Below are 26,349 nucleotides of genomic sequence, written 5' to 3' on the forward strand. Positions count from 1 at the left end.
GTATATTTACCTTATACCCCCAAGTATATTAGATAAACATTTTTCTATAAAAAAAGAGATAACTATAGTTTTTTTCAATTTATAGTTATCTCTTAAAATTCTTCTGTTATTCTTCATTAGTAAAGCTAGCTTTTCCATCTTTTAGCTCAACTTTTAATTTTCCAATGGTTTCCTCTCCACTTACCTTTTTTATACTATTTCCTTTATCATCAACTATGTACCAATTTTTATTTTGATCCATTCCCAAAATACCGTATCTTTTTTCTCCATCTTCAATAATATCTGCCACTTTTAAATCCTTATAATCTGTATTTACTATATTTCCGTTTTTAGTATCTAATATGCTATACACTCCACTTTTATTTAATAATATTAAATTAGACATAGTAAATTCTATCTTATTCACCTTATCAATAACAGGCTTTTCATCAGAATTTAATATAATGTAATATCCATTATCCTTTTCAACTTTTACATCATATCCATTTATAAAATCTCTATTTATTATTAAAGATGTATTTAGCATAGATTCTCTTATCTTATGTACAGTTTCTCCACTTTTTTCTATACTTTGAGAAATAGTTTTAGATATTTGTTCCGCTTTTTCAGCCTTTTTACTTTCTATTTTTAAGAATAATCCTGATATAACTACTAAAACTCCTAAAATAAATACAGGCGTTCTCATTCCAAGTATATAACGCTGCTTAGTCGCCTTATCTATAGCTCTAGCAACCTTGTATAAATTGTATTTTCTTGCTATCTCAGACATTTTCTTTTCTGTATATAAAGTATCCGCATAAGATTTATTTACCATTATTTCTTCAAATCTAATTTTAAAATCTGGTTGTTCTAAATACGATTTTACATACGAATTAGATAAAATTAGCCTAAACATTTCCATATTTATCTTTTTAGGGATTTTCTTTTCTATATAATTTAGAAAATAGTTCATTTGATCAATTTCATCATCCCTAGTTCTTTCATCATATAATTCATTAAAAATTTCTCCGCCTGTAAATGTTTTGCTATCAGAATTTTTTTCCTCTATTTTTTCTACTTCTTCTATTTTCTTATTTTTAAATTCTAAATTTTCTTCTTCTAAGTCTGAATAATCTACTTCTATCTGTGTTTTTTCATTTTGAGATTTAGTCGAAATATTTTCTACAGTACTATAATTCTGCTCTATATCCTTGGAAGTAATTTCTACATTATTATCAAATAAATGTTCAACTTTTTCAGATTCTATAGAATTATTTACTACGGATTTACTTGCATATTTCATAGCCCATTGATACGCCTCCTGGACTATTTTAAATTCTTCTGGATAATCCTCAGGATGGTATATCTTTGTCTTTTCAGCATAGGCTTTTTTTATTTTCTTTCTATCACTCGTCGGCTCTATGCCCAAAATATCCCAAATACTTTCTATCATGATACTCTCCCTCCTGTACCATCAACTACCTTAATATCATCCTTCAATATACTATTTTTTTCTTCATTTTCTAAATCAGAAAATATATCAGATTCATCAAATCTAGAAAAACTATCAAATATATCCAGTATTCTGTCCATTTCTTCTACAATTGCTCTTTTTTTCTGTATATTATTTACACAGTCATTATACATAATATCTAAAGATTCCATTCTTTCCCGTAAAATATCTTTATACTCAGGAGATAATTCCTTAAATATCCTTTTTGTTCTCTCTTTACATGCATCATACTCTGGGCTACTGTTTAATTTTATAGATATTTCTTTTATAGCCTTTAGCTGTTTATTTTCTTTTATTGATTCTAATTTTTTATCTTCTCCTACTATAAATACTTTCTTTTCTCCAGTAGATATTATTTCAATTTCTACATATAATATACTGTTTATATCATAAGAATATGTTATATTAAACTGTTCATTTTCCTTGAAGTTTCTAGGAATTTTTATATCTGTGCGCCCAAGTAATATATTATCACTTTCATACATTTCTTCGCCTTGATACACTGATATTAATATATTCTTTTGTCCTCTTTTATACGCTTGAAGTGTTACAGTCTTGCTTGATGGAAGTACTGTATTTTTAGGTATTATAACTTTTGCTAGAGGATTTCCTTTATCAGACTCATTTACTATAGGTGTACTCAATGAAAACGGACAAATATCTGTAACAACTAAGTCCTTTACCTCGCTACATCTTTGTTTAATTCCTAAATATTTTCCTAAGCCCTTTGCTACCATACAATCTATATCATCTGCTGATGATACAGGTATCTTTAAAAGTTTTTCTAAATAATCTCTAACTACAGGCATATAGCTAGATCCACCAACCATTATCATCTTGTCTATTTCAGAAGGTTCAAAGCCACTATCTTTTACAGCCCTTCTTATAACTTCTCTAATTTCGTCTAAAATAGGCTTAGAAATTAATGCCAATACTTCATTGCTAATTTTTGTAGAGTATGATTTTCCTCTTATAGACATACTCATACCAGCTTCATCCTTATTTTGTAGAGATATTTTAGTTCTTTCTGATGCTAAAAATAGACTTTCTTTTTCAGCTCTTATAAGAGAATTATAGTCTATTTTATTTTGTTGACAGAAATACATCGCAATTGCCCTATCAAAATCAATTCCACCTAGTCTATTATTTCCAGCTATTGAGCATATACTAACTACATTTTCAAAGCAATCCACAACAGAAACATCAAGTGTTCCTCCACCAAAGTCAAATATTATAAATGTTTCAAACTCTTCTTCATGACATGCAATTGCAGCTGCTGATGGCTCGTTTATAAGCCTATCAACCTTAACCCCTATTATTTCTCCTGCTAGTTTTGTAGCTCTTCTCTGTTTTGCATTGAAGTATGCAGGTACACTTATAACAACTTCTTCTACTTTTTCATTTAAATATTTTTCTGCATCATTTATAAGCTGTTTTAAAAGCAATGCAGATAATTCTTGAGGTAAATACATTTTTTTACCTAGTTTTATTTTCTTGTCATTTCCCATATCTCTTTTAAACAGAGATGTTGTATTTTCTGGACTAGTAACAAGCTTTTGTCTTGCTATTTTTCCAACTATAAGTTCATTATTTTCTATTGTAACTACACTAGGAGTAAGATATTCGCCAAATGAATTAGGTATCATCTCTACTTCTCCATTTCTAAAAACAACAGCTATACTATTTGTAGTTCCTAAATCTATACCTATCACAGCCATAATATCAACTCTCCTTTTCTTGAAATTTTATTTTTACTTAATTTATAAAATTTTATTTTATATTCTAGATTCTACCTATTAATAAAATTTTTATACTCGCTATTAAAAATAAACATCCTAATATAAATCCTGTGTACATGTATATAGAAGGCTTTCTATTATATCTCATCTGACTTGGATCACTTGGATTTATATAAACAGTATGAGTTTCTGTGTCTTGATATGATTTCATAGCACCCTCATACATTGAATTTTCCGATTTTATCTTGTATTTTCTACCATTATAATTAAAGCTCATTATAAGAAAATAAATGCTACTTCTGCCCTTTTTCTCTAAGAATCCTTCTAGTTTTGCATCTACCTCTTGATTGCATTTTAATATAGTTTTTATTTCTTCTATGCCTACATATACCATAAATCCACCAAATGTTATTCCTATAAGTGCAAAACTTGCCCTTCCAGAACTACCTAGTCCTGTTGCAAGAAATGCTATCCCAAATATTGTAATAGCAATTCCAACTTTTTTAGAATCATCTTCATTTTTGCTGTATTTACTACCAGACATAGCTATTATAAAAATTCCTAGACCTATTATAAGCAATCCTATCTTAAGCATATTAATTCCCCCGAACTTATCTCTTTTTTTTATTATCTCATTTATTTTTATTTAGGTAAACGTTTTTTTAGAATTTTTAAAATATTTAATTCATTAAAAAAGCTGCATAGTTTAAACCATGCAGCTTTTTATTATTTTTTATAATTCTTCTCCATTAGACTCTATAACTTTTTTATACCAATGGAAAGAATCTTTTTTATAACGTTTTAATGTTCCGCTTCCGTCATTGTTTTTATCTACATAGATAAATCCATATCTCTTTTTCATTTCACCAGTAGATGCACTTATTAAATCTATACATCCCCAGTATGTGTATCCTATTAAATCTACACCATCTTCAATAGCATCGCTCATTGCTTTTATATGCTCTTTTGTGTACTCGATACGATATTGATCGTGTATGCTTCCATCTTCTTCTAATTTATCTATAGCTCCAAGACCATTTTCTACTACCATAAGTGGTAACTGATAGCGTCCATATACTTCATTTAAGAAATATCTAAGTCCCTGTCCGTCTATACTCCATCCCCATTCACTATATTTTAAATAAGGATTTTTAGCTCCAGTTGTGAAGTTACCTTTTGCTTTTTCAGCATTTTCATCTTCTGTAACACATCCTGATGAATAATAAGAGAAAGTAATCATATCAACTGTACCTTCTTTTAAATCTATGAAGTCCTGTTCTTTGGTTTCTAGTTTAAAATCATATTCTTTCCAAAGTCTCTGTGCATAGTATGGATATGCTCCTCTTGCCATTGTATCTAAGCAGTAGTAGCAATCTTCCTGCCAGTGTTTCTGACAAGATATTACATCTTCTGGATTACATGTAAGTGGGTAGTTACAAACTCCACCTAACATAGCTCCAACTACCATATCTGAATCTACTTCATGTGCTGCTCTAACAGCTCTTGCACTAGCTACAAACTGATTGTGTAAAGTCTGCATAGCTTCACGAACTTTAGAATCTGGATAATTTGGTATGAATGTACGCATTAATATTGGACTGTTTATTTCATTAAATGTTAGCCAATATTTTACTAATCCTTTATATTCTTTAAATAATACTTTCGTATATTTTTCAAATAAATCGATTAATTCTCTATTGCTCCATCCACCTAATTCTTCCTCTAAGTATAAAGGCATGTCGTAGTGGAATAAAGTTACTAATGGCTCTATATCGTATTTCTTTAATTCTTCAAATACTCTTCTATAGAAATCTAATCCTTCTCTATTTGGTTCTTCTTCTATTCCTTTTGGGAATATTCTAGACCAAGATATAGACATACGGAATACTTTGAATCCCATTTCTGCAAATAAAGCTATATCTTCTTTGTATCTATTATAGAAATCTATTCCCTCATGAGAAGGATAGTAATAACCTTCAAATACTGTTCTGCGTGCTCCTTCAGGTAACTGTTCAAACATTGAAGCCTTACCAGGTTTACCATCTTTTGATATATATGTTGTGTATCTAGGCTCAGATACAGTTCCTGCTGTAACAGCATCAGAAACTGTCATTCCTTTACCGCCTACATTCCATGCTCCTTCACACTGATTAGCAGCTACTGCGCCACCCCATAAGAAATTTTTTGGAAATGCCATTTTAATTCACGCTCCTTATTTCACTATTTTTAGCATAGCATCGCCTTTTTTATGATGCTCATTATCTATTTCTAAAACGTCTAAATAATCAAATGTATTAGTTATTATTACAGGTATTTCGCAAGAATATCCTTCTTTTTCTATATTTTCTTTTTCAAAAGAAACTAATAGCTGTCCTGCTTCTACCTTATCTCCTGCTTTTACATGAGATTCAAAATATTTTCCTTCTAGTGATACTGTATTTATACCTATATGTATTAATATTTCGCATCCATCATCACTTAATATTCCTATTGCATGTTTAGTTGGGAAAATAGTTTTTACCTCACCATTAACTGGAGAGCAAACTTCTCCATTATCTGGAACTATTACACATCCTTTTCCAAGTGCTTCACTAGCAAATGCATCGTCTTCTGATTCAGCTAATGGTTTTATAGTTCCATCTATAGGCATTAATATTGTTTCTCTAACATTTACTATTTTTTCTTCATTTTTTTCGTTTGTTTTTTCTGTTTTATTTGTATCTGTGTTACCAGAGTTATTTCCTTCTAAATAATCATAATCTGAATCTTTGTATATTGCCATTGTTAATACTAATGAAACTATAAGAGGTATTATTACCATCATAACTATTCCGATTATATTTGCATCAGTTGGACTTATAAATCCTAATAAACCTATAACACCCATACCTGCGTAAGAGTACATTTTTATTCCCATTAAAGCTACGATTATACCACCTACTGCACCACCTATACAGTTAGCTACGAATACTTTCTTTCTTGGCAGTGTTACTGCATATGTAGCTGGCTCAGTTACACCAAAGATAGCAGATATAAATGCTGGTAATGATACTTCTTTTAATTTAATATTTTTAGTTTTTAGATAAACTGCTAATACTGTACCTACTGTAGCAAATGTTGCTGGGTATGAAAGTGCTAACATCTGACTTGGATTTCCTGCAACTAAATCCATAAAAGCTACAACTGTTAAAACACCATGTATTCCAAACATAACAAATACCTGCCATAATCCACCCATTATTATTCCTGCTAGTAATGGAGAGAATTCACATATAGAAGTAAGAGTTACATTTAATCCTGTACCTATTAAATTAGCTGCTGGCCCTATTATTATGAAAGTTATTGGGAAACTTATTAATAATGTTAGTAAAGGAGTCATAAACCCTTTTATCATTTTAGGCATATGTTTATCTATAAATTTATATAAAGGTGCTGCAAATAATAGACCAAATAGAATTGGCATAAATGTTGATGCATAAGTAGTGTTTATATTATGCCCCCAGAAATTTAAATCTACATTCTGTATAGTTGGATAACACATAGCTGCTGCTAATATTAATCCAAAGAATGGGTCTATTTCGAATTTTTTAGCTAAGTTGTATCCTAACATTAATGGTAGGAAGTAGAAGAAACAATCTCCTGCTGCATTTAATAGCATATATGGTCCAGATTCAGGACTAACACCTAATATAGTTAGTACAACTGTTAAACCTTTTATAATCCCACAAGCACATAGAAGATTTAGAACTGGTCCAATCCCACCAGATATAACATTTAGAGCTCTGTTTAATAAGCTCTGTTTCTTTTTTTCTGATTTGCTATTATCAACAATAGCATCTGGGCTCATTCCAAGCTGTTTTAAAACTTCGTTGTATACATCTGTTACGTGTTCACCTATTACAACCATGTACTGATCAATAGATTTTGATTTTACAACTGTAACAACCCCGTCCATATTTTTTAGTACTTCATCATTTGCCTTAGATTCATCCTTTAATTTGAATCTTAAACGAGTAACACAATGTGTTAAACTCTCAATGTTTTCTTTTCCGCCGACATTTTCTATTATGTCTGCTGCTAGTTTTGTGTAGTTTTTCATTTTTTCTCCTCCGTCTTAAGTATAAAAACTTATCTGAAGGTTTAGCCAACTTAATGTTACCATCCTTTGTCAAAATAAAGTTACCTGTTTGAATTTATTTTTTACTCTTCATTTTGACTTTTATATATAACACGCTCTATATGAATTGTAAGGTATAACTGTTCTTCCTTTGATAATTCATATTTGTATTTGCGTGATATAAACTCTGTAATTCTTTCGACACATGCATAAGAAGATGCGTATTTTACTTTTACAATATCTAATAAATCATCCTCATCTGTGTCTTTTATTATTTTGTCTGAAAGCAATCTCTGTGCAAAGAATTTTAAATGTGTTATAAATCTGTAATAATACACAGAGTCTGTATCAAATTCTACTGAAAAATGGTATTTAACTATATTAGATATTTCTTGCATTATCTTTGTAATTTCAATAGTCTGATGCATATCGTCATTTTCCATACCTGCATTGACTATATGAAGTGTTATAAAACCTGCTTCATCTTCTGGTAAAGATACATGTAATTTTTCATTAATTATATCTAATGCCTTTAATGCAAGCTGAAACTCCTGTGGATAAAATCTCTTTATATCCCAAATCATATAATTTTTCATTGTGATACCATCTAAAAATCTATTTACGGCCATGTGAATATGGTCGCTTAGAGAAATATATATTGTATCACTTATTTTTTTACCAGATTCCAACTTAATCATATCTATTATTTCATCTGCAACCTCTAAATAAGGAAGAGGTATATCAGATACTATCTCCTGGAATCTTTTATTCTTAACTTTATCTTTCAAAATAAAAACTTTATTTACTTCTTTTTCGTCTACAAAATCTCCACTTTTTTTCTTAAAAGCTATTCCTTTTCCGCAGACAACCTGTTCTATTCCATCCTCGTCTTTTATAATAACTACATTATTATTTAAAACTCTATCTATAATCATCTAAATCTCTCCTTTCGATAAGATTTTGCTTTTTTTTTAACAAAAAAGACCTACTTACATATGTAGAAAAATTAGCTTTTCTTTTTGAGATAAAAAGAATATTATTTTCTATATATGTAAATAGGTCTAGCTTGATTTAACAATTACCATCCTACTAAATCTTTTTTTATTATAATATAAGTTTTTTATTTTGTCAATCGTTTTCATTTTATTATTATATTCTTTTTTTATTACTATAATTCATTTTTTTCATTTAAAATAAAAAAGAGATGTATACAGGAGTTTCTGTAACATCTCTTTATAATCTTCATTTTTTTATTCAGTTATTTCCCAGTTGTGGTAGATATCCTGAACATCATCGTCATCTTCAAGCATATCTATTAATTTTTCCATAGCATTGCACTGACCATCTTCTGTTAATGCAGTAGTTGTCTGAGGTATCATTTTAACGTCAGCTGATATAAATTCATATCCAGCTTCTTTTAAAGCATCTCTAACTGCTGCGAAGTCGTTAGGTTCAGTTATTACTTCGAATCCATCTTCTTCAACTATGAAGTCTTCTGCTCCAGCTTCTAAAGCTGCATCCATTAATTCTTCTTCACTTACACCGTCTTCAGCTGCAACTAGTATCTGTCCTTTTCTGTCGAACATGAAAGATACGCATCCTGAAGTACCTAAGTTACCACCATTTTTATCGAAGTAGTATCTTATATTACCAGCAGTTCTATTTTTGTTGTCAGTAAGTGCATTAACTATTACTGCAACCCCACCTGGTCCATATCCTTCGTATACTATTGTTTCGTAGCTTTCAGAGTTTCCAGCACCTGTACCTTTTGCTATAGCTCTATCTATATTATCATTAGGCATGTTGTCAGCTTTAGCTTTTTCTATAGCTGTTTTTAAAGCTGCATTGTATTCTGGATCTCCTCCACCATCTTTAGCAGCAACTGCTATTGCTCTAGCATGTTTTGTAAATACTTTTGCTCTCTGAGCATCCTGTTTTCCTTTTCTATTTATTATGTTTCCTATACGTCCCATAATTCCACTCCTTACGTTATTTACTCACCTTAAAATTCTATCATAAATTCTTGCAATAGTAAATTAGAATTTAGGTGGTTTTGCAGCAGTATGTCTTTTATGTTCACTATTTCTGTGTAATCTATCTATTATTTCAAGATGTTCTGCTGGCACATCATCTCTTCTACCTTCTAAAACAGCATCTATATAATTATAAGTAGTTCCCATTTCATTTTCATCAGTCTGTCCTTCCCATAAACCTGCTGATGGAGCTTTGTTTATTAGATCCTCATGTATACCTAGTTCTTTAGCCCATTCAAATACTTCTGCTTTTGTTAAATTTGCAAGTGGAAGTATATCAACCCCACCATCTCCATGTTTTGTGAAGTATCCAGTGTGAAGTTCTGCTGCATTATCTGTTCCTACAACTAAATATCCTAAATCATTTGCTATTGCGTATATTGTGCTCATTCTTATTCTAGCTCTAAGATTTGCATCAGTCATTCTTAGATAATCTTCTTTAAATAGACCTTTTGCTTTTAGATTATCAGTAACTGTATCTAATATTAATTTGTGAGGTTCTGCTAATTCAAGGTCTATATGCTCTATTCCACATCCATCTATAACCTTCATAGCATCTACTCTATCTGCTGGGTTTGATTTTATACTCATTATTACACCCATAGAGTTATCTGGGCATGCTTTTTTTATAAGGTATGCCACAACTGCAGAGTCTATACCACCAGATACACCAACTATTAATCCTCTAGCATGTGCTTCTTTTACTTTGTCCTGTAACCATTCTACTGTTTTTTCAATCTGTTCTGCTCTAGTACTCATTTTTTCCCCCATTAATCAAGTATTATTTCTCCATTATTTTCACTTAAATAGAATTCCTCACCAAATGAAATATTTGCTGTACCATTTGTTATATCAGTTATTCTATCTGTAAGCTTTTGTGTATCTTCAGGTTTAGAATATATTATAAATTCTACATCTTCAAGATATATAGTATCTTTTACAAAATATCCTAAGTTCATCATTTCATTCTGAACTCTACCTATCTGATTGTAGTCTACTTTTATTTTAACTTCTTGATACCATATTCTATCAATTATTTTTCCTGCTTCTAAACCAATTTTTGCTCCTCTTGTATATGCTCTTACAAGTCCTCCTGCTCCTAGCTTGATTCCACCAAAATATCTAGTTATTACAACTACAACATCTCTTAAATCTTCTTTTTTAATAACCTCAAGTGCTGGTATTCCAGCTGTTCCCTGTGGTTCTCCGTCATCGCTGTATCTCTGAATATTCATAGTAGGTCCTACTGTATAAGCCCATACATTATGAGTTGCATCTTTATGCTTTTTCTTTATTTCGTCGACAAATTCAATAGCCTCTTCCTCACTATTTATAGGCTTTGCATATCCTATAAATCTCGATCTCTCTTCTGTGAATTCATCGCATCCATATTCGTAGATAGTTCTATACGAATTCATAAGAATCCCCTTTCAAGTTTTTATTTTTCAAATTCAAAAATATTTATTCCTGTTTTTTCATCAAGCTGACGACCTATTTTTTCATCAAATACAGTTATAAATATTTCACTAGTAGCACCTATGACAGCTTTATTTAAATGTCCACAGTGTACTTCATTTTTTTCTGGGTCGCCTATAGTTATATGTATATGAAGATATGGTTCTCCGTCCTTCTGAGTTATATTTCCTATAAATGAACCAACTTCATAAAGACCTGTATATGTTGTTTTTTTATATTCTTTTGTTTCAATATTATAAAGTCCAAGTTCTGCTAATTTTGTCGCACCTATCCCTGAAACTGATGCTGAAGTAATATTTTCTCTTTTGCAAAGTTCTGTCAACTTTTCCATTACCTCTTCATCATAGTCTATACGAACTGCTATTGTGTTTCCTGATCTTCTATATTCCATTTGAAAACATCTCCTTTTTTATCTTTAACTACTATATTTTATTATATATTAGTTTTAAGAATATGTGAATGTAAAAGAGCACAAAAAAACTACCACGCAACTGCATGGTAGTTTTTCGCTTCAAAGTTGATATCAGCCTTTCGGTTAGATATGATTAGTCTGCTATTTTTTTAGCTTCTTTATATTTTTTGTATGAGATTTCAACTAAAGATTTTTCTTTGTTATGATTTAACATTTCAAGAGCATCTTTAACTTTGTAGAATCCGCCTTCTATAAATTCAGAACTTATTTTGCATTCTGTATTAGGAGCGTCCATTATAAACCAGTTTATAGCATTACAAACTCTCTGCTGTCTACTTCTTGAGAAGAACTCATATATAGTATCTCCAGCTATATCTAGTAATTTAGCATCTATACCAGTTTCATCTTTTACTCTTGCTATAGCGCTCTCCTGAGCCATGTAAACTCCAGATATTTTTCCTTTTGGAAGAGTCCATTCGCCTCTGTCATTTTTTACTAATAACACCTGATTTGCGTGGAATACCACACCACCTGCACAACGTCTTACTATCATATCGAATCCCTCCTATAAATATACGCACCTGCGTATGATTTGAAAAATATAATTGTCAGAACTTAAACTGACTTTTCTAACTCGATTATCGCTTCTCTGTATGCACGAAGTACATAATCTTTTTCGACACCTTGTCTTGCTCTATATAGATTTCTCAATATATTTAGACTGTGTTCATTACCAACTTTTAAAAGAGCTTTCGCACAGTACTGTCTAGTCTGTGGATTAGAATCTAAAAGCCCTAGTTCTAAAACTTCTCGACTCTTTGGTGAACCAATCTTTCTGATTGCAGAATAGGTAATTCTTCTGACATCGGAATTTCTATGTTCAGTGAGATTATGTAGGATATTTAAAAAATTTTCATCCTTTAATTCTCCAGTTGTCCAAATCAGAACAATTAAATCATCTGTGTTGTATTCTGTAAGAATACGTTTGTACACCTTTCTCTTAAAGTATATCATTTTTTCCGGTTTTAATCTATCTAAAAAATCAAGTCTTTTATTTTTATCTAAGCCTAAAAAAATTTGTAATTCATCTTTTTTTTCATTATTGTTATCAAAATTTTTTTCATTTAGATTAATTGGAATATTTTCTTCAAGTTTTTTTTCTTTTTTATTTTTATCAGCTTCTTTTGATTTATTTTTTATTTTTTTTATAGCTGAATTTGCTACCTTTCTAACATCGTCATTTTCGTGATTAATTAGTTCTTCTAAAAACTCTAAAAATTCATCATCAGCTAATTCTCCAGCCGTCCAAGCAAGAATCATTATATTTCTTATATCTTTTTCAATAGGAATAAGTCTGAGCATTTTTCGAGTAAAGTACATAATTTCATCTGAATCCATTCCCTCCAAAAATTCTAGTCTTTCTTCTTTATTGAATGTAAGATATATCTCAAGTGAGTCCTTTTTTCTTTCCTCTTCTCTTTTTTCAATTTGAACCTTTATTAGATGATCAGCAATCTCCTGAGGAGACATATTTCTAACTTTTGCTATTTGATTTACATTTAAAGATTCTTTATACAAAAGATAGGTTATTTGATAATCCTCAAGCTCATCAATATTTTCCCATTTTATCTCCATCTTATCATCCCAATCTCAAATAATTTTTAATACTAAAAAACTATAATAAGATAACTTAATATATCATTTTTCTATATATTATTTTTCAACTATATATTCTTTATATTTTCCAAAGTCTTCCTCATCAAGAGCAACTCTAAACTGAGTTCCCTCTGCAAGATATTCAAACTCATCTATATTGTATTTATCCTTACATCTGCTGAATATATCCCCTCTGTCATAAGGAATTAAAAGCTCTACATCATAAGTATTTTCCATTACCGCTTTTTCTATCATATTAAGCAGTTTGTCCATATTTATTCCCTGTTTTGCAGATATATATACAACATCATCCTGATTCTTTGGATATATATCAAGTTCTAGTTTATCTACCTTGTTATATACTAATATAGTCTTTTTATCGTCTGCTCCAAGTTCTTTTAATACTTTTTCTGTAGTCTTTTTCTGAATTTCGTAGCTATCATTTGTAGCATCGATTACATGTAGAATTAAATCTGCATAATTAACTTCTTCTAGTGTAGATTTAAATGCATCTACTAAATCATGTGGTAGCTTACTTACAAACCCAACAGTATCAACTACTAAAAAGTCTCTTTTATTTGGAAGTACTGCTTTTCTTAAAGTTACATCTAGTGTTGCGAAAAGCATATCTTTTACAAATACTTCTTTTTCACTTTCATAGTCCTTGTGAGTTTTTATCAATTCATTTAATAGAGTTGATTTACCAGCATTTGTATATCCTACTAATGCCACTATAGGTATATTAGATTTTTTTCTCTGATTTCTCTGAGTTTCCCTATTTTTCTTAACTAGTTTTAATTCTGCTCTTATATCAGCAGCTCTATTTAATATGTGTCTTTTGTCTATTTCAAGTTTCTGTTCCCCTGGTCCTCTTGTACCTATACCTGCACCAGTTCTACTCATTGCTCCACCCATTCCGTAAAGTCTTGGTAGTCTATATTTTAACTGAGCTAATTCTACCTGAAGTTTACCTTCTTTACTTTTTGCTCTCTGTGCAAATATATCAAGGATTAGAGTTGTTCTGTCTATAGTTTTTATTCCAGTAAGGTCTTCTATATTTCTAGACTGAGCACCAGATAATTCATCATTGAATATTATCAAAGTTGCATCAAGACCTTCGCAGTATCCTTTTATTTCCTCAACCTTACCCTTTCCTATATAATATGCAGCATCTACAGCAGGTCTATTCTGTACTACAGACCCTACAACTTCTGCACCTGCTGCCTTTGCTAATTCTTTTAACTCCTCCATAGAGTCGTTTATATCTATATCATCTATTCTTTTTGATACAGTAGTTATATTCATACCTACAAGAAGCGCTCTTTCAACTACCTGTTCGTGTAAATTTATATCTAATTCAGTCGTCATAATTTCCTCCTTAATTATATTTATTTATATTATTTTCATTAAAATTTTATTTATTCTTTAAGTCCATAATTAAATTTAATTATATTATATCCTAAAAAAATTATCACTACTATATTTATAGTCCTCTTATAACTATAATATTATTAAACTTTATATAATATTTATTATAAACTTTTAAGAATATCTATATCATGTATATCTTTTTCTCTAAGTTCATATCCTGAGTGAAAAATAAGTTGTCCTTTTAAAGATATACATGGAATTGTTTTATTTTCAAAGTTTACACTTCCAAAATAATCTTTTTCAAATTCATACCATCCACCTTCTAAATCAGCTTGTTTTGATGTTCCATCTTCATTTAAAATAAATGGATGTATGTCTAAATATCCATATTCATTACTATATAACTCCATTCTAACTGGAAGCCAATCTGTATCTATTTTATATCCTTTATTTAAAAGAAATTCTATTAATTCATCTGTATATTTTGCATCAAAATTAATATCTATATCTCTATGGTTTCTAGTTTGTTTTCCAAATAATAAATCAACTCCCCATCCTCCATCAATCCAATATGTAATTTTAGTGCTCTCTAATAAATCTATAATGTTTAATAAATCTTCTTTTGTTACAATTTCTTTTTTAGACATTATTTACCTCCTCCTTTGGTCTAATTTTTCAATTAGTTGTGTAATTTTATCCTTTTATTTTTTAGGCTATGTTAGCTTTCTTCGTGATAAGTATATCATAAAAATAACCACACCTTAGACTTTTCAATACATTGAATTCTAAGATGTGGTTAATTCTATAGCTTATTATAAATTGTTCGTAATATATTAATTTTATAATTTAATTAATTCTCAACTATAGTAATATACTTTATATCATATATCTAAGTTAATGCTAAATTATGTATTGTTTATATTGAACATACTCTTTTTCACCACATTCAATATTGAGTATTACTCCATCCTCTATATATTCAGAGTCTAAGATAGTTGCATTCTCCATTATATTAGATATCGTCTTTCCTTCTGAATATGGAATTTTTAACTTAAATCTTATATAATCTTCAAATACTTTTTCACAAATAGATTCTATTAATCTATCTATTCCTATATCTCTTTTAGCTGAAATTAATATTTTATTATTATCTAATTTATCTAAATCAATTAAATCAATCTTATTATATACATAAATCATAGGAATATTATCAGCTCCTATTTGGCTTAATGTTTCATTAGTAACATCTATCTGATTTTTATAATTAGGATTAGATATATCTATAATATGAACTAATAAGTCTGCATCGCAAACCTCTTCCAGTGTCGATCTAAAAGCTTTAACTAAGTTATGAGGCAAATCGCCTACAAATCCAACTGTATCATACAGTAAAAAAGATTTGTTATTATGCAGTTTAATATTTCTAACATAAGTCTCCAATGTTGCAAATAGCATGTTTTTTTCAAATACTTTTTTATCTTCTTTATTGATAAAATTTTCAACTAATACATTCATAACTGATGATTTACCTGCATTAGTATATCCTACTAGTGCTACATTAGGTATGTTGGATTTTTTTCTTTTATTTTTTTGAGTATTTCTTTGATACTTCAGTATTTCTAATTCCTTGTTTAAACTAGCTATTCTATCTTCTATACGTCTACGGTCTAGTTCTAACTTAGTTTCTCCTGCTCCCCTATTTTTAGTACCAACTCCACCACTTTGACGACCTAGGTTTTCATTTGCACCAATTAACCTTGGAAGTTCATACTGAAGTCTTGCAACCTCTACTTGCAACTTAGCTTCTCTTGTTTTTGCTCTATTTGCAAATATATCTAGTATTAAAGCTGTCCTATCTATGACATTACATTTTACTTCTTCTTCAATATTTTTTATCTGTGATGCAGATAGTTCGTTATTAAATACTATTATTTCAGCGTTCGTTTTTTCGATTAAATCTTGTAATTCTTCAATTTTACCACTACCCATATAGAATGTTGGATTTATCTTCTTTAAATTTTGCTCCACTTTTCCAACTACTTCCATATCACAGGCTATACATAAATTCTTAAGTTCTATTATAGATTCCTCAAAATTATTTTTGTTATTTATATTAATTCCTACAATTATTACTCTTTTTCTCATTTTCATAATCTCCTATAATTTTATATTTAAACTTTAATATTTAAATATCACGGGATTATGACTTTTAATTATATTAAGATAATAGCCACAATCCGTGACTTACCCTCTTAATCTTATTGAATGTATACATCCACGTATATTCATCTTATTACCTCCTAACCTTTATCTACTTTACTTTGCCGACTACAATTTTTAAATCAACCGTTATTTTTTCTATATCACATTTATTTAATTCATTTATTTGTTCTTTGCTCAAACCAGATGTTAATGGTGTCATTTTTATAAAATCTTCTAAATTATATATATTTGTTTTATAAGTGATTCTTTTATCATAGATGATTTCCAAGTTATCTTTAAATGAATTTATAACATTTTTATTAGAATAAGTATCTTTTTTTATTTTACCTTTTATTTCAGACCTTATCTCTTTTAAATAGTGTTCATCTGGAATTACTTTTATTACAACTCCACCTTTGTTTAAAACTCTAGTAAATTCACTATAATTCGATGGTGAAAGTATATCTATTATTATATCAAATTTACCATTTTCAAATGGTAGATTTGATAAGTCTGAGACACTCCATAGTATGCTATTTTCGTATCTTGTAGCAAGTGAAATTCCTTCTCTTGATATATCTATTCCAAATAATTTACACTTACTATTTATTTTTTCATCTGAATATAGTTGATTTAAATAATACCCTTCTCCGCAACCAACATCTAGTACAAAATTAACATTCTTTTTTGACGTATATTTATCCACTATATCTATTATCTCTTTAGAAAGCTCGTCATATATACCATATTCATATATTTTACTTCTAGATTCAAATAATTTTTTATCATATATTGTCTTCGCATTATTCTTTACTAAATTAACATATCCTTTTTTAGATATATTAAAGCAATGGTTATTTTCACATAATACACTACTTTCTTTTATATATTTTATAGATTTTTTACACACTGGACATCTAAGTATTGATATATTTTCATTAAGTAATTCTCTTAAAACTTCAATCTTTTTTAATTTTCTCATTGTTCATAACCTTCCTATTTCTATTATTCATATAAAATAGCACGAAGTTATGGCATTTTATTAAATTTGTTTAACGATAGCCACAACTCGTGCGCTATCCTCTTAATCTGATATATGCAAGCATTATAGCTACCTCCTTATTTTAGTTAATAAAAAATCCACTTTAGTATACCAGTGGATATATCTTAAATATAGTTATATAATATTATATTTAGGAGTTGTATCTATTATTTTTAATTTATTAATCATTCTATATAAATTTATCATAAATCTAACTCCTTTCTTGTTTTATTAAATTTAATAGTAACATAAATAATATTCACTGTAAAGTATATCGAAGTTCACAATATATAACAATTGCGAACCTCATTATATTATACAAAACATTCTATTATTTTCCAATTATAAAATAGTTTAATTAATTTGGAGTAAAGTTTCTTATTTTAAGTTAACTCAATAAATCTATTTCTAATAGTGTTTCTAGTTATACATGTATCCTTAGTAGCTACATTCACTAACATATCTTTAATTCTGTCATTCTTTTTATTCTTCTTACTTAGTTGTAGAAATTTAAACCAAGCCAAATAATTATTGATATATTTTGTAGATACGCCATTAAAAGTCATTAACCATCTCTTAAAGCTACTGTGAAGAGCATTTATATGCTGTAAATGATAAACAGTGTCTATCATTGATTTTCCCCTAGGAACTTGCTTTAATTCTATATTCAACTTGTCCTTTATTCCCACATATGATTTATGTGAATCTACGCAAAAAGTATCCCCTTCGCATATTTTATTATCAAAGAAATTAACTATTTGATTTGTTGTAATTCTACCATTACAAACTGCACCCATAAGGATATTTCCTTTTCTATCAATCGCTGTCTCTATACAAATTTGCTCTTTTGATATTCCTCTTTTATTCTTATCATTTTTACATTTACCTCTTTTTCTAGGGTTTCTAGGCATTACAAATGTAGTACTTTTAGAATGATTACCTTTAAAAGACTCCTTAATAAAGCATTCATCTACTTCTACTATACCTTCAACTTTGTCATTTTTTAATGATAGATTAATTACATCAAGTATTCTATGACGCATGTAAAAAGAGGTTTTAACACCTACACCAACTTCTTCAGCACATTTTCTTATAGAAAGCCCTAATATCATTAACTCACAATATTTTAGCCATTTATCTAAGCCTAATTTTGTATTAGAAAATGGAGACATAGTAAACTCATCAAAACTTGTACGACAACGTTTACAGATATATCTTTGTCTTCCGTTAGACTTTCCATTTTTATTTACATCTTTACATTGACATTTTGGACATTCATATCCCTTGGAAAATCTACCTTCTTTAACATTATCTCTAATTTCAGAAGAATTAAATATAGTACTTAATACTTCTTGTGCTACTGAAATTAATTCTGTAAGCTCATTCTTTTTTAAATCTTTTATTATAGCTTTTATATCCTTTTTTGACATAATATTAGATATCCTTTCTGTGAATTAGCTGAAGCGTAGTTTATGTCTATATTATAACCTATTTTGTATATAATTAATCACAAAGTTAGCTAACATAGCCATTTTTTATTATAATTTTTAACAACAAAAAAGCAGGTAAATACTCCACAAAGGGTATTTACCTGCATCATAAAAAACACGTTAAAATATATGATAATATACTAAATCCATATCATAATATACAAATATAGTATCTAAAAATCAATTCTCATATAATATCTGACTTCCGTGTAATATATGTACGCACGACAAAAAATCCCTACTACGTAGAGTGGAAAAGCAACTTTTTGTTGTTTATTAGCGTACAGTTCTCATAACACGCAAGCCTCCCTTCAAACTAAAATCACAATAAGTATATATTATGATAGCATAAAATGTCAACAAATTTATAAAATAGCATTGTATATTATTAAACTTTAAATTTATAATAATTATTATCTTATAAATTAATTAGGAGGATATTATGAGCGAAAATTATAAGTTTTTCTGCCACAAGAATTGTGAATTTTTCCCATGCCATAAAACAGACAAACCTGATGAGTTTAACTGTCTTTTCTGCTACTGTCCACTTTATGCACTTGGAGAAAACTGCGGTGGAAATTTTAAATACACAGGAAAAGGAATAAAAGACTGTAGTAACTGTATGTTGCCACATAATAAAAAGAACTTTGATTATATAATGAAAAAATTTAGCGAAATATCTGAACTTGCTAGAAAGAAATAAATTTTTATTTTTGTAAATACATAATAAAAGGACTGTTGTAGTTTATACAACAGTCCCATTTTTTATCAACAATTTTTATATTTTTACTAAATTTAGCTCTGTTTTTCCACTCTATCTGAAAAAATTCTATATGCTATAAGCAATGCTATCCACATAATCACAGTTAGACTGACGATAAGTAATGCCTCGTGATAGAAAAATTCTTCTGGAAGTATATTTATTACTGGATCAAGTACTGGGTCAAATATCCAGTAGTCATTTCTAAACATTATCTTATGGAAAAGTACAAATACCTTGTCAAAAGCCACCATCATCGGTATTGCAACAATAACTGGAAGAATTATTAACATCTTTAGTACATTTTTAAGAGGTTTTGTTCTTCCCTTAAATGCTTCATAAATAATAGCTATAAATGCTAACAACCCGATTCCCATTATGTAGTATAATGAGTGAAATATATTTCTAACTTCTTCAAAATGTATCTTACCTTCTCTCGAGAATTTCATACTTGGCAATTTAAATTCTTTATCATCAAAACTAGTATTATAGTCTATTAAATAATTGTAGTTTTCAATTATTTCTTGTTCAGTATATCCAGAAATTTCCGGAATATCTAGTCTATATACATCAATATAATATATTTCTCTAAAATTCAATGCAGTTACAGCAGCCATAGAAATTATAGCTATAGTAACTAAAAAAGAGCATATATTCATAAATACCTTTTTCATATTATCACCCAGGTTTTAGTTAGTTTTTAATCTCTATTTTTTTATTAAACTATTTTTGTAGTAAAGTCTTCTATATTCCATACATCATCTACAAAGTCCATGTAGAATTCTGGTTCATGAGATACTAAAAGTACTGTTCCCTTGAATTCTTTTATTGCTTTTTTAAGCTCTTCCTTAGCATCCACATCAAGGTGGTTAGTAGGTTCGTCAAGTACTAGGAAGTTGATATCTTTTAGCATTATTTTACATAGTCTAACTTTCGCTGCTTCTCCCCCACTAAGTACTCTAACTAAGCTAGTTATGTGTTCATTAGTTAATCCACATTTTGCAAGTGCCTGTCTTACTTCATAATTAGTAAGACCTGGATATTCCTGCCATATTTCATCCATAGCGGTATTGTTATTTTCTGTTGAACTTTCCTGTTCAAAGTAACCTACCTCTAGATAGTCACCTAGTTTAACTTCACCGTCATATGGTTTTATCATACCTAAAAGAGTTTTTAGAAGTGTAGATTTACCTATACCATTCATACCTTTTAATGCTATTTTTTTACCTCTTTCAAGCTGGAAGTTAAGTGGTTTTGTAAGTGGCTCATTATATCCTAGTACAAGATCTTTAGTTTCAAATATTATCTTTCCTGCAGCTCTAGCATTTCTAAAGTTGAAAGTAGGTTTTATTTTTTCCTTTGGTCTTTCAAGTATTTCCATCTTATCAAGCTGTTTCTGTCTTGAGTTTGCCATACCTCTTGTTGCAACTCTAGCCTTGTTTCTAGCTATGAAGTCTTCAAGTTTTTCTCTTTCTTTAACCTGTTTTTCGTAAGCCTGTTCTTCCTGTCTTTTCTTGATTTCATTTAATCTTTCAAATTCATCATAGTTTCCTTTGTATCTGTTTAATTCACCATTTTCAAGGTGGTAAACAACGTTACAAGTATCATTTATAAAGCTTATATCGTGAGAAACTAGTACGAATGCATTTTCATATTCCTGTAGATATCTAGTAAGCCATACTATATGTTCTTCATCTAAGTAGTTTGTAGGCTCGTCTAGTATTAATATTGTTGGGTTTTCAAGAAGTAACTTAGTTAAAAGTACTTTTGTTCTCTGTCCACCACTAAGGTCAGTTACATCTCTATCTAGTCCTATTTCTCCAAGTCCTAGTCCGTTTGCAACCTCCTGTATTTTTGCATCTATTGTATAGAATCCACTGTGTTCAAGTATAGTCTGTATTTCTGCAGTATCTTCCATAAGTGCAGCCATTTCTTCATCAGATGCATCTCCCATTTTTTCGTACATCTGTAACATTTCCTGCTCTAAGTCGAACATATGCTGGAATGCCTCTCTTAGAACTTCTCTTATTGTTTTTCCTTTTCCAAGTACTGTATGCTGATCTAAATAACCAACTGTAACTCTTGATGACCATTTTATATTTCCTGCATCTGGCATTAATTTTTTAGTTATTATATTAAGAAAGCTAGACTTTCCTTCTCCATTAGCTCCTACTAGTGCTATATGTTCCCCTTTTCTTATTCTGAATGATACGTTTTCAAGTATTACCCTAGCGCCAAATCCATGGCTAACATTTTCAACTACTAACATTTTTCCTCCTATAATTACTTTTTTATTTTTTATATCAATTTTTATATTCACATATAATTGTAAGCAATAATTGCCGACTTACATTATCATATATTTTTTTCCCTTTAATTTCAAGACTTACACGCTCTTTATTTGTTTTTATCTAATAATACCAAACATTTTGTATTTATGTTATAATATTGTCCTAGAGTAAGGAGGTAAACTACTTATGAAAAATGATAATAATAGTGATAATAAAATAAGAAGAAGGAAAGCTAGTTCTTCTAATTCTTCATCACAATCACCTGTTAGAAGATCATCCTCTACTAGAGCTAGTAGCAGTAGTTCTTCTGCAAATAGTAGCAGAGGTTCAAGTAGCTCTTCTAACGGCGTAAGGAATTCTTCTTCATCTGTAAAAAGAAAAAGAAAAGTTCCTTCAGGTAGAAAGAAAAGAAAGCTTTCAAAAATAAAAGTATTCGGTGTTACTTGCCTAGTTTTATTTGTAGTTGGGATAGCAGCTGTTGGAGGTGTTACATTTTCTGCACTTAGAGATGTTAAGCCTGTTACACTTGCCGATTTGAACAAAAGAACATATGTAACTACTACACTTCTATATTCAAACGGTAAAAAGATGTCCACTGCTCCAAGTTCAAATAAAAAAACACCCGTACCTCTATCTCAGATGTCTCCATATTTGAGAAAAGCTATAGTAGCTATAGAGGATGAGCGTTTCTATCAACATGGTGGATTTGACCCTAAAGGTTTAGCTAGATCCGTTGTTATGAGGTTCTTTGGTAAAAGACAGGGTGGTTCTACTATACCTATGCAGGTATCAAAGATGCTTTTAACAAGTACTGAACAGACAATTTCACGTAAAATCAAAGATATCTACTATGCCGTAGAAATGGATAAGAAACTTAAAAAAGACGATATTCTTGAATTATACCTAAATAACTTCTTCGTAGGTAAAGGGCTATCTGGTGCTGAAGCAGGTGCTAGAGGATATTTTGATAAATCAGCAAAAGATCTTACTTTAGCTGAATCTGCTCTTCTTGCTGGTTCAACTAAAAACCCATCAAAATATTCAGCTTATAAGAGTGCTAAGTTAGATGGCTCTGAAACTAAGGACGATTTAAACCATCGTATACTTACTTTTGTAAATACTGAAGACGATGATTTAGATGAGCCAACTGAAACTGAGTTAAAAATGGTAGATAAACTATATGAATGGGGTCTTATAAATGAGGGAACTTATAAACAGGCCAAAAGTGGTTCTATAGTTATAAGAAAGGCAGTAAACAACCCTGATGCAAAAGAAAGACAGGAAACTGTACTTGGAAAAATGAAAGAATTAGGTTATATAACTCAGAAAGAATATACAGAAGCTTTAGCTGAGGAAATAGTTATAAAATTACCTGAAGATTCTCAGGGTATATCAAATTCTGTAGAAGATTTAATAGAAAGCGAAGTTATTTCAGCTCTTATAGAAAAAGGTAATACTAGAGAAGAAGCTGAAAACATGTACTATAATGGTGGTCTTATAGTAAACACTACTATAGACCCTAAAATACAGGAAGCCATCGAAGCTGAATACAAAAATAGCAATAACTTCCCAGGAAATAAATTAGGTCCTGATGGAGTTCTTCAGCCTCAGTCAGCTACTGTAATTATAGACTATAAAACTGGACAGATAAAAGGTCTTGTCGGAGGTAGAAATATATCTGGTAGAAAAACTCTAAACAGAGCGACTACTCCTAGACAGCCTGGTTCTACTATAAAACCTCTTGCAATCTATACTCCTGCTATAGATACTATGTCTATTACACAGGCAACTGCTTTTAGTGATGCTAGAGGTGGATATAGATTTGAAGAAAATAGAAAATGGAATCCAAAAACTACTACTGCTGGTGGTGGTTCTATGAGTTTAAGATTAGGTCTTGCAAAATCATCAAATACAGTTGCAGTTAAGGTTGCTGAGCTTCTTGGTGATTCTTATGAAGACTGTGTAGATGTTATGATAGACTATCTTAAAAACTTTGGTATAACTTCACTTGCAGATAATAAAGCAACTTCAGATTCTAGCAATACTGATAGACGTTTCCCTGCACTTACACTTGGAGGTTTAACTTATGGTGTATCACCTCTTGAAATGGCAACTGCTTATGGTGCATTAGCAAATGGCGGTCAGTATATAGAACCTACTATATTTACTAGTATTGAATCATTTGACAATCAGTCAATAGTTGATAGCGACCCAGAAAAGAAAAGAGTTGTTGACCCACAGGTTGCTTATGTAATGACTGATATGTTAAAAGCTGTTATAACTGAAGGTACAGCTAAAAAAGCTGCCCTTTCAAATGGTATGCCTACTGCAGGTAAAACTGGTACAACAAATAGCTCTAAAGAAGCTTGGTTTGTCGGATATACACCTTATTATGTTGGTGCTACTTACATAGCAGATGATGCCGGTGTAAGGGATGCTGAAGGTAAAATAGTTAAAACTAGAAATATAGGTGGAGGAAGTACATCTTCTGCTCTACTTTGGAAAAATATTATGAGTAGAATACATAAGAATTTAGAGAAAAAAGATTTCGATAAACCAGAAGGTATATACTTTACTAAGATAAATCTTCAGGATGGTGGAACATCATCTTACGGCTCTAATGCAGCATTTATAGATGGTACATCTGCATCAAGAGTTACTACTGCTCCATCTGAAGAAAAGAAAGATAATGAAAGTACAGCTGCCGAAAACCAGAACAATTCATCTGGAAACTCTGGCGGAAATTCTGGAAATAGCGGAAATAGTAACAACAATAACAATAGTAATAACAATAATAACTCTGGCGGAAATAATCAGCCACCAGAAAGTAACAATGGAGATAATGATGGAAATACACCTCCTCCAGATAATGGTGGAGATACTGGACAAGATGAACAGTAATACATATTTTCAAAGTTAAAAACATAAATTAAAAAGCCTAGCAAATTTTGCTAGGCTTTTTCTAATGTTAATATTTGATATGCGTTTTATTTTTTCTTTTTTAAATTTTTCTTTAGCTAATTACTTTATTTAATTATTTTTTCTTTTTATTAGCTTTTTCTATGTTTAATTTATTTCCTTTTATTTTTTTGTTTTTCATTTTTTCTATTATTGTTTTAGCTTTTTTCTTAGGAACTTCAACAAATGTAAATTTGTCATATATATCTATTGTTCCGATTGTTTTTCCTGGTATTCCTGCTTCTCCAGCTATTGCACCAAGTATATCTTTAGCCTGAACTCTCTGTTTTTTACCAACGTTTATGAATAATCTTACCATGCCGTCCTTAGCACCAGCAGATTCTTCTCTTCTTCTATTTTTCTTAGGTTTTTCTTCTATTATCTCTTCTTTTTCTTCTTCACCCATAGCTAATTTAAGAAGTGCAGCAGCTATATCCACCATTGAGTAGTCAACATCTTCATTTTCACAGAAGTTTTCTAGCCACTGTATCTGTTTAGAAAGCTTTCCTTCATTGGCAACTCTTTTAACTTCTTCAAAAAATGCTCCAACCTTCTTTTCTTCAACATCGCCTACTGTAGGTATTGGATGTTTTTCAAGTTTTGATTTAGTATATCTTTCTATATCTTTCATTTTTCTCATATCTCTTCCGTAAACAAATGAGAATGAAAGACCTTCTCTACCTGCTCTACCTGTTCTACCTATTCTATGAACATAGTACTCTTCATCCTGTGGAAGATCGAAGTTGAATACACACTCAACATCATCAACGTCTATACCTCTAGCTGCAACATCTGTAGCAACTAGTATGTCTATAGTACCGTTTCTGAATTTATCCATTACAATATCTCTCTGTACCTGTTTTAAATCTCCATGTAATGCATCTGCAAAGTATCCTCTACCCTGTAATTCACCTACAAGTTCGTCCGCACCTTTTTTTGTATTACAGAAAACTACAGAAAGCTTTGGATTATAAACATCTATTAATCTTGATAAAACTTCTATTTTATTAGATGCTCTTGTTTCTATGTAGTACTGTTTTATATTTTCAACAGTTAATTCTTTTCTAACAACTTTTATATGTTCTGGTTCGTTCTGATATTTTTTAGTAAGCTCAAGTATTGCTTTTGGCATAGTTGCTGAGAAGAAAGTAGTCTGTCTTTCTTCAGGAACATTTTCTAGTATTGTTTCTATATCTTCTCTGAATCCCATGTCTAGCATTTCATCCGCTTCATCAAGTACAACCATTTTAACATTTCCTGGTTTTATTGTTTTTCTTTTTATATGGTCTATAGTACGTCCTGGAGTACCT

22 protein-coding genes are annotated in these 26,349 nt (G+C 30.0%); 2 read left to right on the top strand and 20 right to left on the bottom strand.

The features are described 5' to 3' along the window. Positions 1-106 precede the first annotated feature (106 nt). The 17 genes from ACK2WO_RS11830 to ACK2WO_RS11910 form a co-directional block, all read right to left on the bottom strand. The gene (locus tag ACK2WO_RS11830) at positions 107-1,432 is read right to left on the bottom strand and encodes a J domain-containing protein (protein ID WP_414697985.1); all 1,326 of its coding nucleotides are present in this window, start codon (positions 1,430-1,432) and stop codon (positions 107-109) included. Then, positions 1,429-3,210: an Hsp70 family protein gene (locus ACK2WO_RS11835; RefSeq protein ID WP_414697986.1), complete on the bottom strand. Its 1,782-nt coding sequence runs from the start codon at positions 3,208-3,210 to the stop codon at positions 1,429-1,431. Before ACK2WO_RS11835 ends, ACK2WO_RS11830 begins: the two co-directional genes overlap by 4 nt. Positions 3,211-3,274: 64 nt before the next feature. Further along, positions 3,275-3,826 (bottom strand): DUF3592 domain-containing protein, encoded by a 552-nt coding sequence (locus tag ACK2WO_RS11840; protein WP_414697987.1) that lies wholly within the window; start codon positions 3,824-3,826, stop codon positions 3,275-3,277. A 138-nt stretch (positions 3,827-3,964) separates the two neighbouring features. Further along, positions 3,965-5,428 carry a glycoside hydrolase family 1 protein gene (locus ACK2WO_RS11845; protein WP_414697988.1) on the bottom strand — a complete coding sequence of 488 codons (1,464 nt, stop codon included), beginning with the start codon at positions 5,426-5,428 and terminating at the stop codon, positions 3,965-3,967. Positions 5,429-5,443: 15 nt separating this feature from the next. Beyond that, on the bottom strand, positions 5,444-7,330 hold the full coding sequence (locus tag ACK2WO_RS11850) for a beta-glucoside-specific PTS transporter subunit IIABC (protein ID WP_414697989.1): 1,887 nt from the start codon (positions 7,328-7,330) through the stop codon (positions 5,444-5,446). Positions 7,331-7,431: 101 nt separating this feature from the next. After that, positions 7,432-8,283 carry a BglG family transcription antiterminator LicT gene (licT, locus tag ACK2WO_RS11855; RefSeq protein ID WP_414697990.1) on the bottom strand — a complete coding sequence of 284 codons (852 nt, stop codon included), beginning with the start codon at positions 8,281-8,283 and terminating at the stop codon, positions 7,432-7,434. Between the two features lie 315 nt (positions 8,284-8,598). After that, positions 8,599-9,321, bottom strand: coding sequence for a YebC/PmpR family DNA-binding transcriptional regulator (locus ACK2WO_RS11860; RefSeq protein WP_178411200.1), 723 nt, complete (start codon positions 9,319-9,321; stop codon positions 8,599-8,601). A gap of 63 nt (positions 9,322-9,384) precedes the next feature. Further along, positions 9,385-10,140, bottom strand: a complete 756-nt coding sequence (gene nadE, locus ACK2WO_RS11865) for an NAD(+) synthase (protein WP_414697991.1) — start codon at positions 10,138-10,140, stop codon at positions 9,385-9,387. An 11-nt stretch (positions 10,141-10,151) separates the two neighbouring features. Further along, on the bottom strand, positions 10,152-10,799 hold the full coding sequence (locus ACK2WO_RS11870) for a YigZ family protein (RefSeq protein WP_414697992.1): 648 nt from the start codon (positions 10,797-10,799) through the stop codon (positions 10,152-10,154). Positions 10,800-10,819: 20 nt separating this feature from the next. Then, positions 10,820-11,248, bottom strand: a complete 429-nt coding sequence (locus tag ACK2WO_RS11875) for a PPC domain-containing DNA-binding protein (RefSeq protein ID WP_201416770.1) — start codon at positions 11,246-11,248, stop codon at positions 10,820-10,822. A gap of 154 nt (positions 11,249-11,402) precedes the next feature. Further along, positions 11,403-11,822, bottom strand: coding sequence for an NUDIX domain-containing protein (locus ACK2WO_RS11880; protein WP_414697993.1), 420 nt, complete (start codon positions 11,820-11,822; stop codon positions 11,403-11,405). 62 nt (positions 11,823-11,884) lie between these two features. Continuing rightward, positions 11,885-12,904 (bottom strand): HEAT repeat domain-containing protein, encoded by a 1,020-nt coding sequence (locus ACK2WO_RS11885; RefSeq protein WP_414697994.1) that lies wholly within the window; start codon positions 12,902-12,904, stop codon positions 11,885-11,887. A gap of 78 nt (positions 12,905-12,982) precedes the next feature. Continuing rightward, complete coding sequence (hflX, locus tag ACK2WO_RS11890) at positions 12,983-14,293, bottom strand: GTPase HflX (protein WP_414697995.1); 1,311 nt, start codon at positions 14,291-14,293, stop codon at positions 12,983-12,985. Between the two features lie 164 nt (positions 14,294-14,457). Next, positions 14,458-14,943 carry a nucleotidyltransferase domain-containing protein gene (locus ACK2WO_RS11895; protein ID WP_201416767.1) on the bottom strand — a complete coding sequence of 162 codons (486 nt, stop codon included), beginning with the start codon at positions 14,941-14,943 and terminating at the stop codon, positions 14,458-14,460. 253 nt (positions 14,944-15,196) lie between these two features. Continuing rightward, the gene (gene hflX, locus ACK2WO_RS11900; RefSeq protein WP_414697996.1) at positions 15,197-16,441 is read right to left on the bottom strand and encodes a GTPase HflX; all 1,245 of its coding nucleotides are present in this window, start codon (positions 16,439-16,441) and stop codon (positions 15,197-15,199) included. A 166-nt stretch (positions 16,442-16,607) separates the two neighbouring features. Next, on the bottom strand, positions 16,608-17,480 hold the full coding sequence (locus tag ACK2WO_RS11905; RefSeq protein ID WP_329982809.1) for a methyltransferase domain-containing protein: 873 nt from the start codon (positions 17,478-17,480) through the stop codon (positions 16,608-16,610). A gap of 443 nt (positions 17,481-17,923) precedes the next feature. Beyond that, on the bottom strand, positions 17,924-18,970 hold the full coding sequence (locus ACK2WO_RS11910; protein ID WP_414697997.1) for an IS1595 family transposase: 1,047 nt from the start codon (positions 18,968-18,970) through the stop codon (positions 17,924-17,926). 502 nt (positions 18,971-19,472) lie between these two features. On the opposite strand from ACK2WO_RS11910, the gene ACK2WO_RS11915 reads away from it, so the two are divergent. Then, positions 19,473-19,733, top strand: coding sequence for a cysteine-rich small domain-containing protein (locus ACK2WO_RS11915; protein ID WP_414697998.1), 261 nt, complete (start codon positions 19,473-19,475; stop codon positions 19,731-19,733). A gap of 92 nt (positions 19,734-19,825) precedes the next feature. On the opposite strand, the gene ACK2WO_RS11920 is transcribed toward ACK2WO_RS11915, so the two are convergent. Both ACK2WO_RS11920 and ACK2WO_RS11925 read right to left on the bottom strand, forming a co-directional pair. Next, the gene (locus ACK2WO_RS11920) at positions 19,826-20,464 is read right to left on the bottom strand and encodes a TIGR01906 family membrane protein (protein ID WP_178412501.1); all 639 of its coding nucleotides are present in this window, start codon (positions 20,462-20,464) and stop codon (positions 19,826-19,828) included. Between the two features lie 44 nt (positions 20,465-20,508). Continuing rightward, the gene (locus tag ACK2WO_RS11925; protein WP_006440719.1) at positions 20,509-22,059 is read right to left on the bottom strand and encodes an ABC-F family ATP-binding cassette domain-containing protein; all 1,551 of its coding nucleotides are present in this window, start codon (positions 22,057-22,059) and stop codon (positions 20,509-20,511) included. A gap of 208 nt (positions 22,060-22,267) precedes the next feature. Here ACK2WO_RS11925 and ACK2WO_RS11930 point away from each other — a divergent pair, with 208 nt between their 5' ends. Further along, positions 22,268-24,982 carry a transglycosylase domain-containing protein gene (locus ACK2WO_RS11930; protein ID WP_414697999.1) on the top strand — a complete coding sequence of 905 codons (2,715 nt, stop codon included), beginning with the start codon at positions 22,268-22,270 and terminating at the stop codon, positions 24,980-24,982. 133 nt (positions 24,983-25,115) lie between these two features. Here ACK2WO_RS11930 and ACK2WO_RS11935 read toward each other — a convergent pair. Beyond that, on the bottom strand, positions 25,116-26,349 hold a 1,234-nt coding region (locus ACK2WO_RS11935; RefSeq protein WP_414698000.1), incomplete at its 5' end, for a DEAD/DEAH box helicase.

This window comes from Peptacetobacter sp. AB845 (assembly GCF_047528295.1).
Taxonomy (GTDB): domain Bacteria; phylum Bacillota; class Clostridia; order Peptostreptococcales; family Peptostreptococcaceae; genus Peptacetobacter.

Excerpts from the sequence above, each read along its gene's own strand:
- ACK2WO_RS11830 (WP_414697985.1), bottom strand. The coding sequence starts at position 1,432 with ATGATAGAAAGTATTTGGGATATTTTGGGCATAGAGCCGACGAGTGAT.
- hflX (WP_414697995.1), bottom strand. The coding sequence starts at position 14,293 with ATGACGACTGAATTAGATATAAATTTACACGAACAGGTAGTTGAAAGA.
- ACK2WO_RS11880 (WP_414697993.1), bottom strand. The coding sequence starts at position 11,822 with ATGATAGTAAGACGTTGTGCAGGTGGTGTGGTATTCCACGCAAATCAG.
- ACK2WO_RS11885 (WP_414697994.1), bottom strand. The coding sequence starts at position 12,904 with ATGGAGATAAAATGGGAAAATATTGATGAGCTTGAGGATTATCAAATA.
- ACK2WO_RS11850 (WP_414697989.1), bottom strand. The coding sequence starts at position 7,330 with ATGAAAAACTACACAAAACTAGCAGCAGACATAATAGAAAATGTCGGC.
- ACK2WO_RS11870 (WP_414697992.1), bottom strand. The coding sequence starts at position 10,799 with ATGAATTCGTATAGAACTATCTACGAATATGGATGCGATGAATTCACA.
- ACK2WO_RS11920 (WP_178412501.1), bottom strand. The coding sequence starts at position 20,464 with ATGAAAAAGGTATTTATGAATATATGCTCTTTTTTAGTTACTATAGCT.
- ACK2WO_RS11835 (WP_414697986.1), bottom strand. The coding sequence starts at position 3,210 with ATGGCTGTGATAGGTATAGATTTAGGAACTACAAATAGTATAGCTGTT.
- hflX (WP_414697996.1), bottom strand. The coding sequence starts at position 16,441 with ATGAGAAAAAGAGTAATAATTGTAGGAATTAATATAAATAACAAAAAT.
- ACK2WO_RS11925 (WP_006440719.1), bottom strand. The coding sequence starts at position 22,059 with ATGTTAGTAGTTGAAAATGTTAGCCATGGATTTGGCGCTAGGGTAATA.
- ACK2WO_RS11905 (WP_329982809.1), bottom strand. The coding sequence starts at position 17,480 with ATGAGAAAATTAAAAAAGATTGAAGTTTTAAGAGAATTACTTAATGAA.
- ACK2WO_RS11910 (WP_414697997.1), bottom strand. The coding sequence starts at position 18,970 with ATGTCAAAAAAGGATATAAAAGCTATAATAAAAGATTTAAAAAAGAAT.
- ACK2WO_RS11860 (WP_178411200.1), bottom strand. The coding sequence starts at position 9,321 with ATGGGACGTATAGGAAACATAATAAATAGAAAAGGAAAACAGGATGCT.
- licT (WP_414697990.1), bottom strand. The coding sequence starts at position 8,283 with ATGATTATAGATAGAGTTTTAAATAATAATGTAGTTATTATAAAAGAC.
- ACK2WO_RS11930 (WP_414697999.1), top strand. The coding sequence starts at position 22,268 with ATGAAAAATGATAATAATAGTGATAATAAAATAAGAAGAAGGAAAGCT.
- nadE (WP_414697991.1), bottom strand. The coding sequence starts at position 10,140 with ATGAGTACTAGAGCAGAACAGATTGAAAAAACAGTAGAATGGTTACAG.
- ACK2WO_RS11915 (WP_414697998.1), top strand. The coding sequence starts at position 19,473 with ATGAGCGAAAATTATAAGTTTTTCTGCCACAAGAATTGTGAATTTTTC.
- ACK2WO_RS11840 (WP_414697987.1), bottom strand. The coding sequence starts at position 3,826 with ATGCTTAAGATAGGATTGCTTATAATAGGTCTAGGAATTTTTATAATA.
- ACK2WO_RS11875 (WP_201416770.1), bottom strand. The coding sequence starts at position 11,248 with ATGGAATATAGAAGATCAGGAAACACAATAGCAGTTCGTATAGACTAT.
- ACK2WO_RS11895 (WP_201416767.1), bottom strand. The coding sequence starts at position 14,943 with ATGTCTAAAAAAGAAATTGTAACAAAAGAAGATTTATTAAACATTATA.
- ACK2WO_RS11845 (WP_414697988.1), bottom strand. The coding sequence starts at position 5,428 with ATGGCATTTCCAAAAAATTTCTTATGGGGTGGCGCAGTAGCTGCTAAT.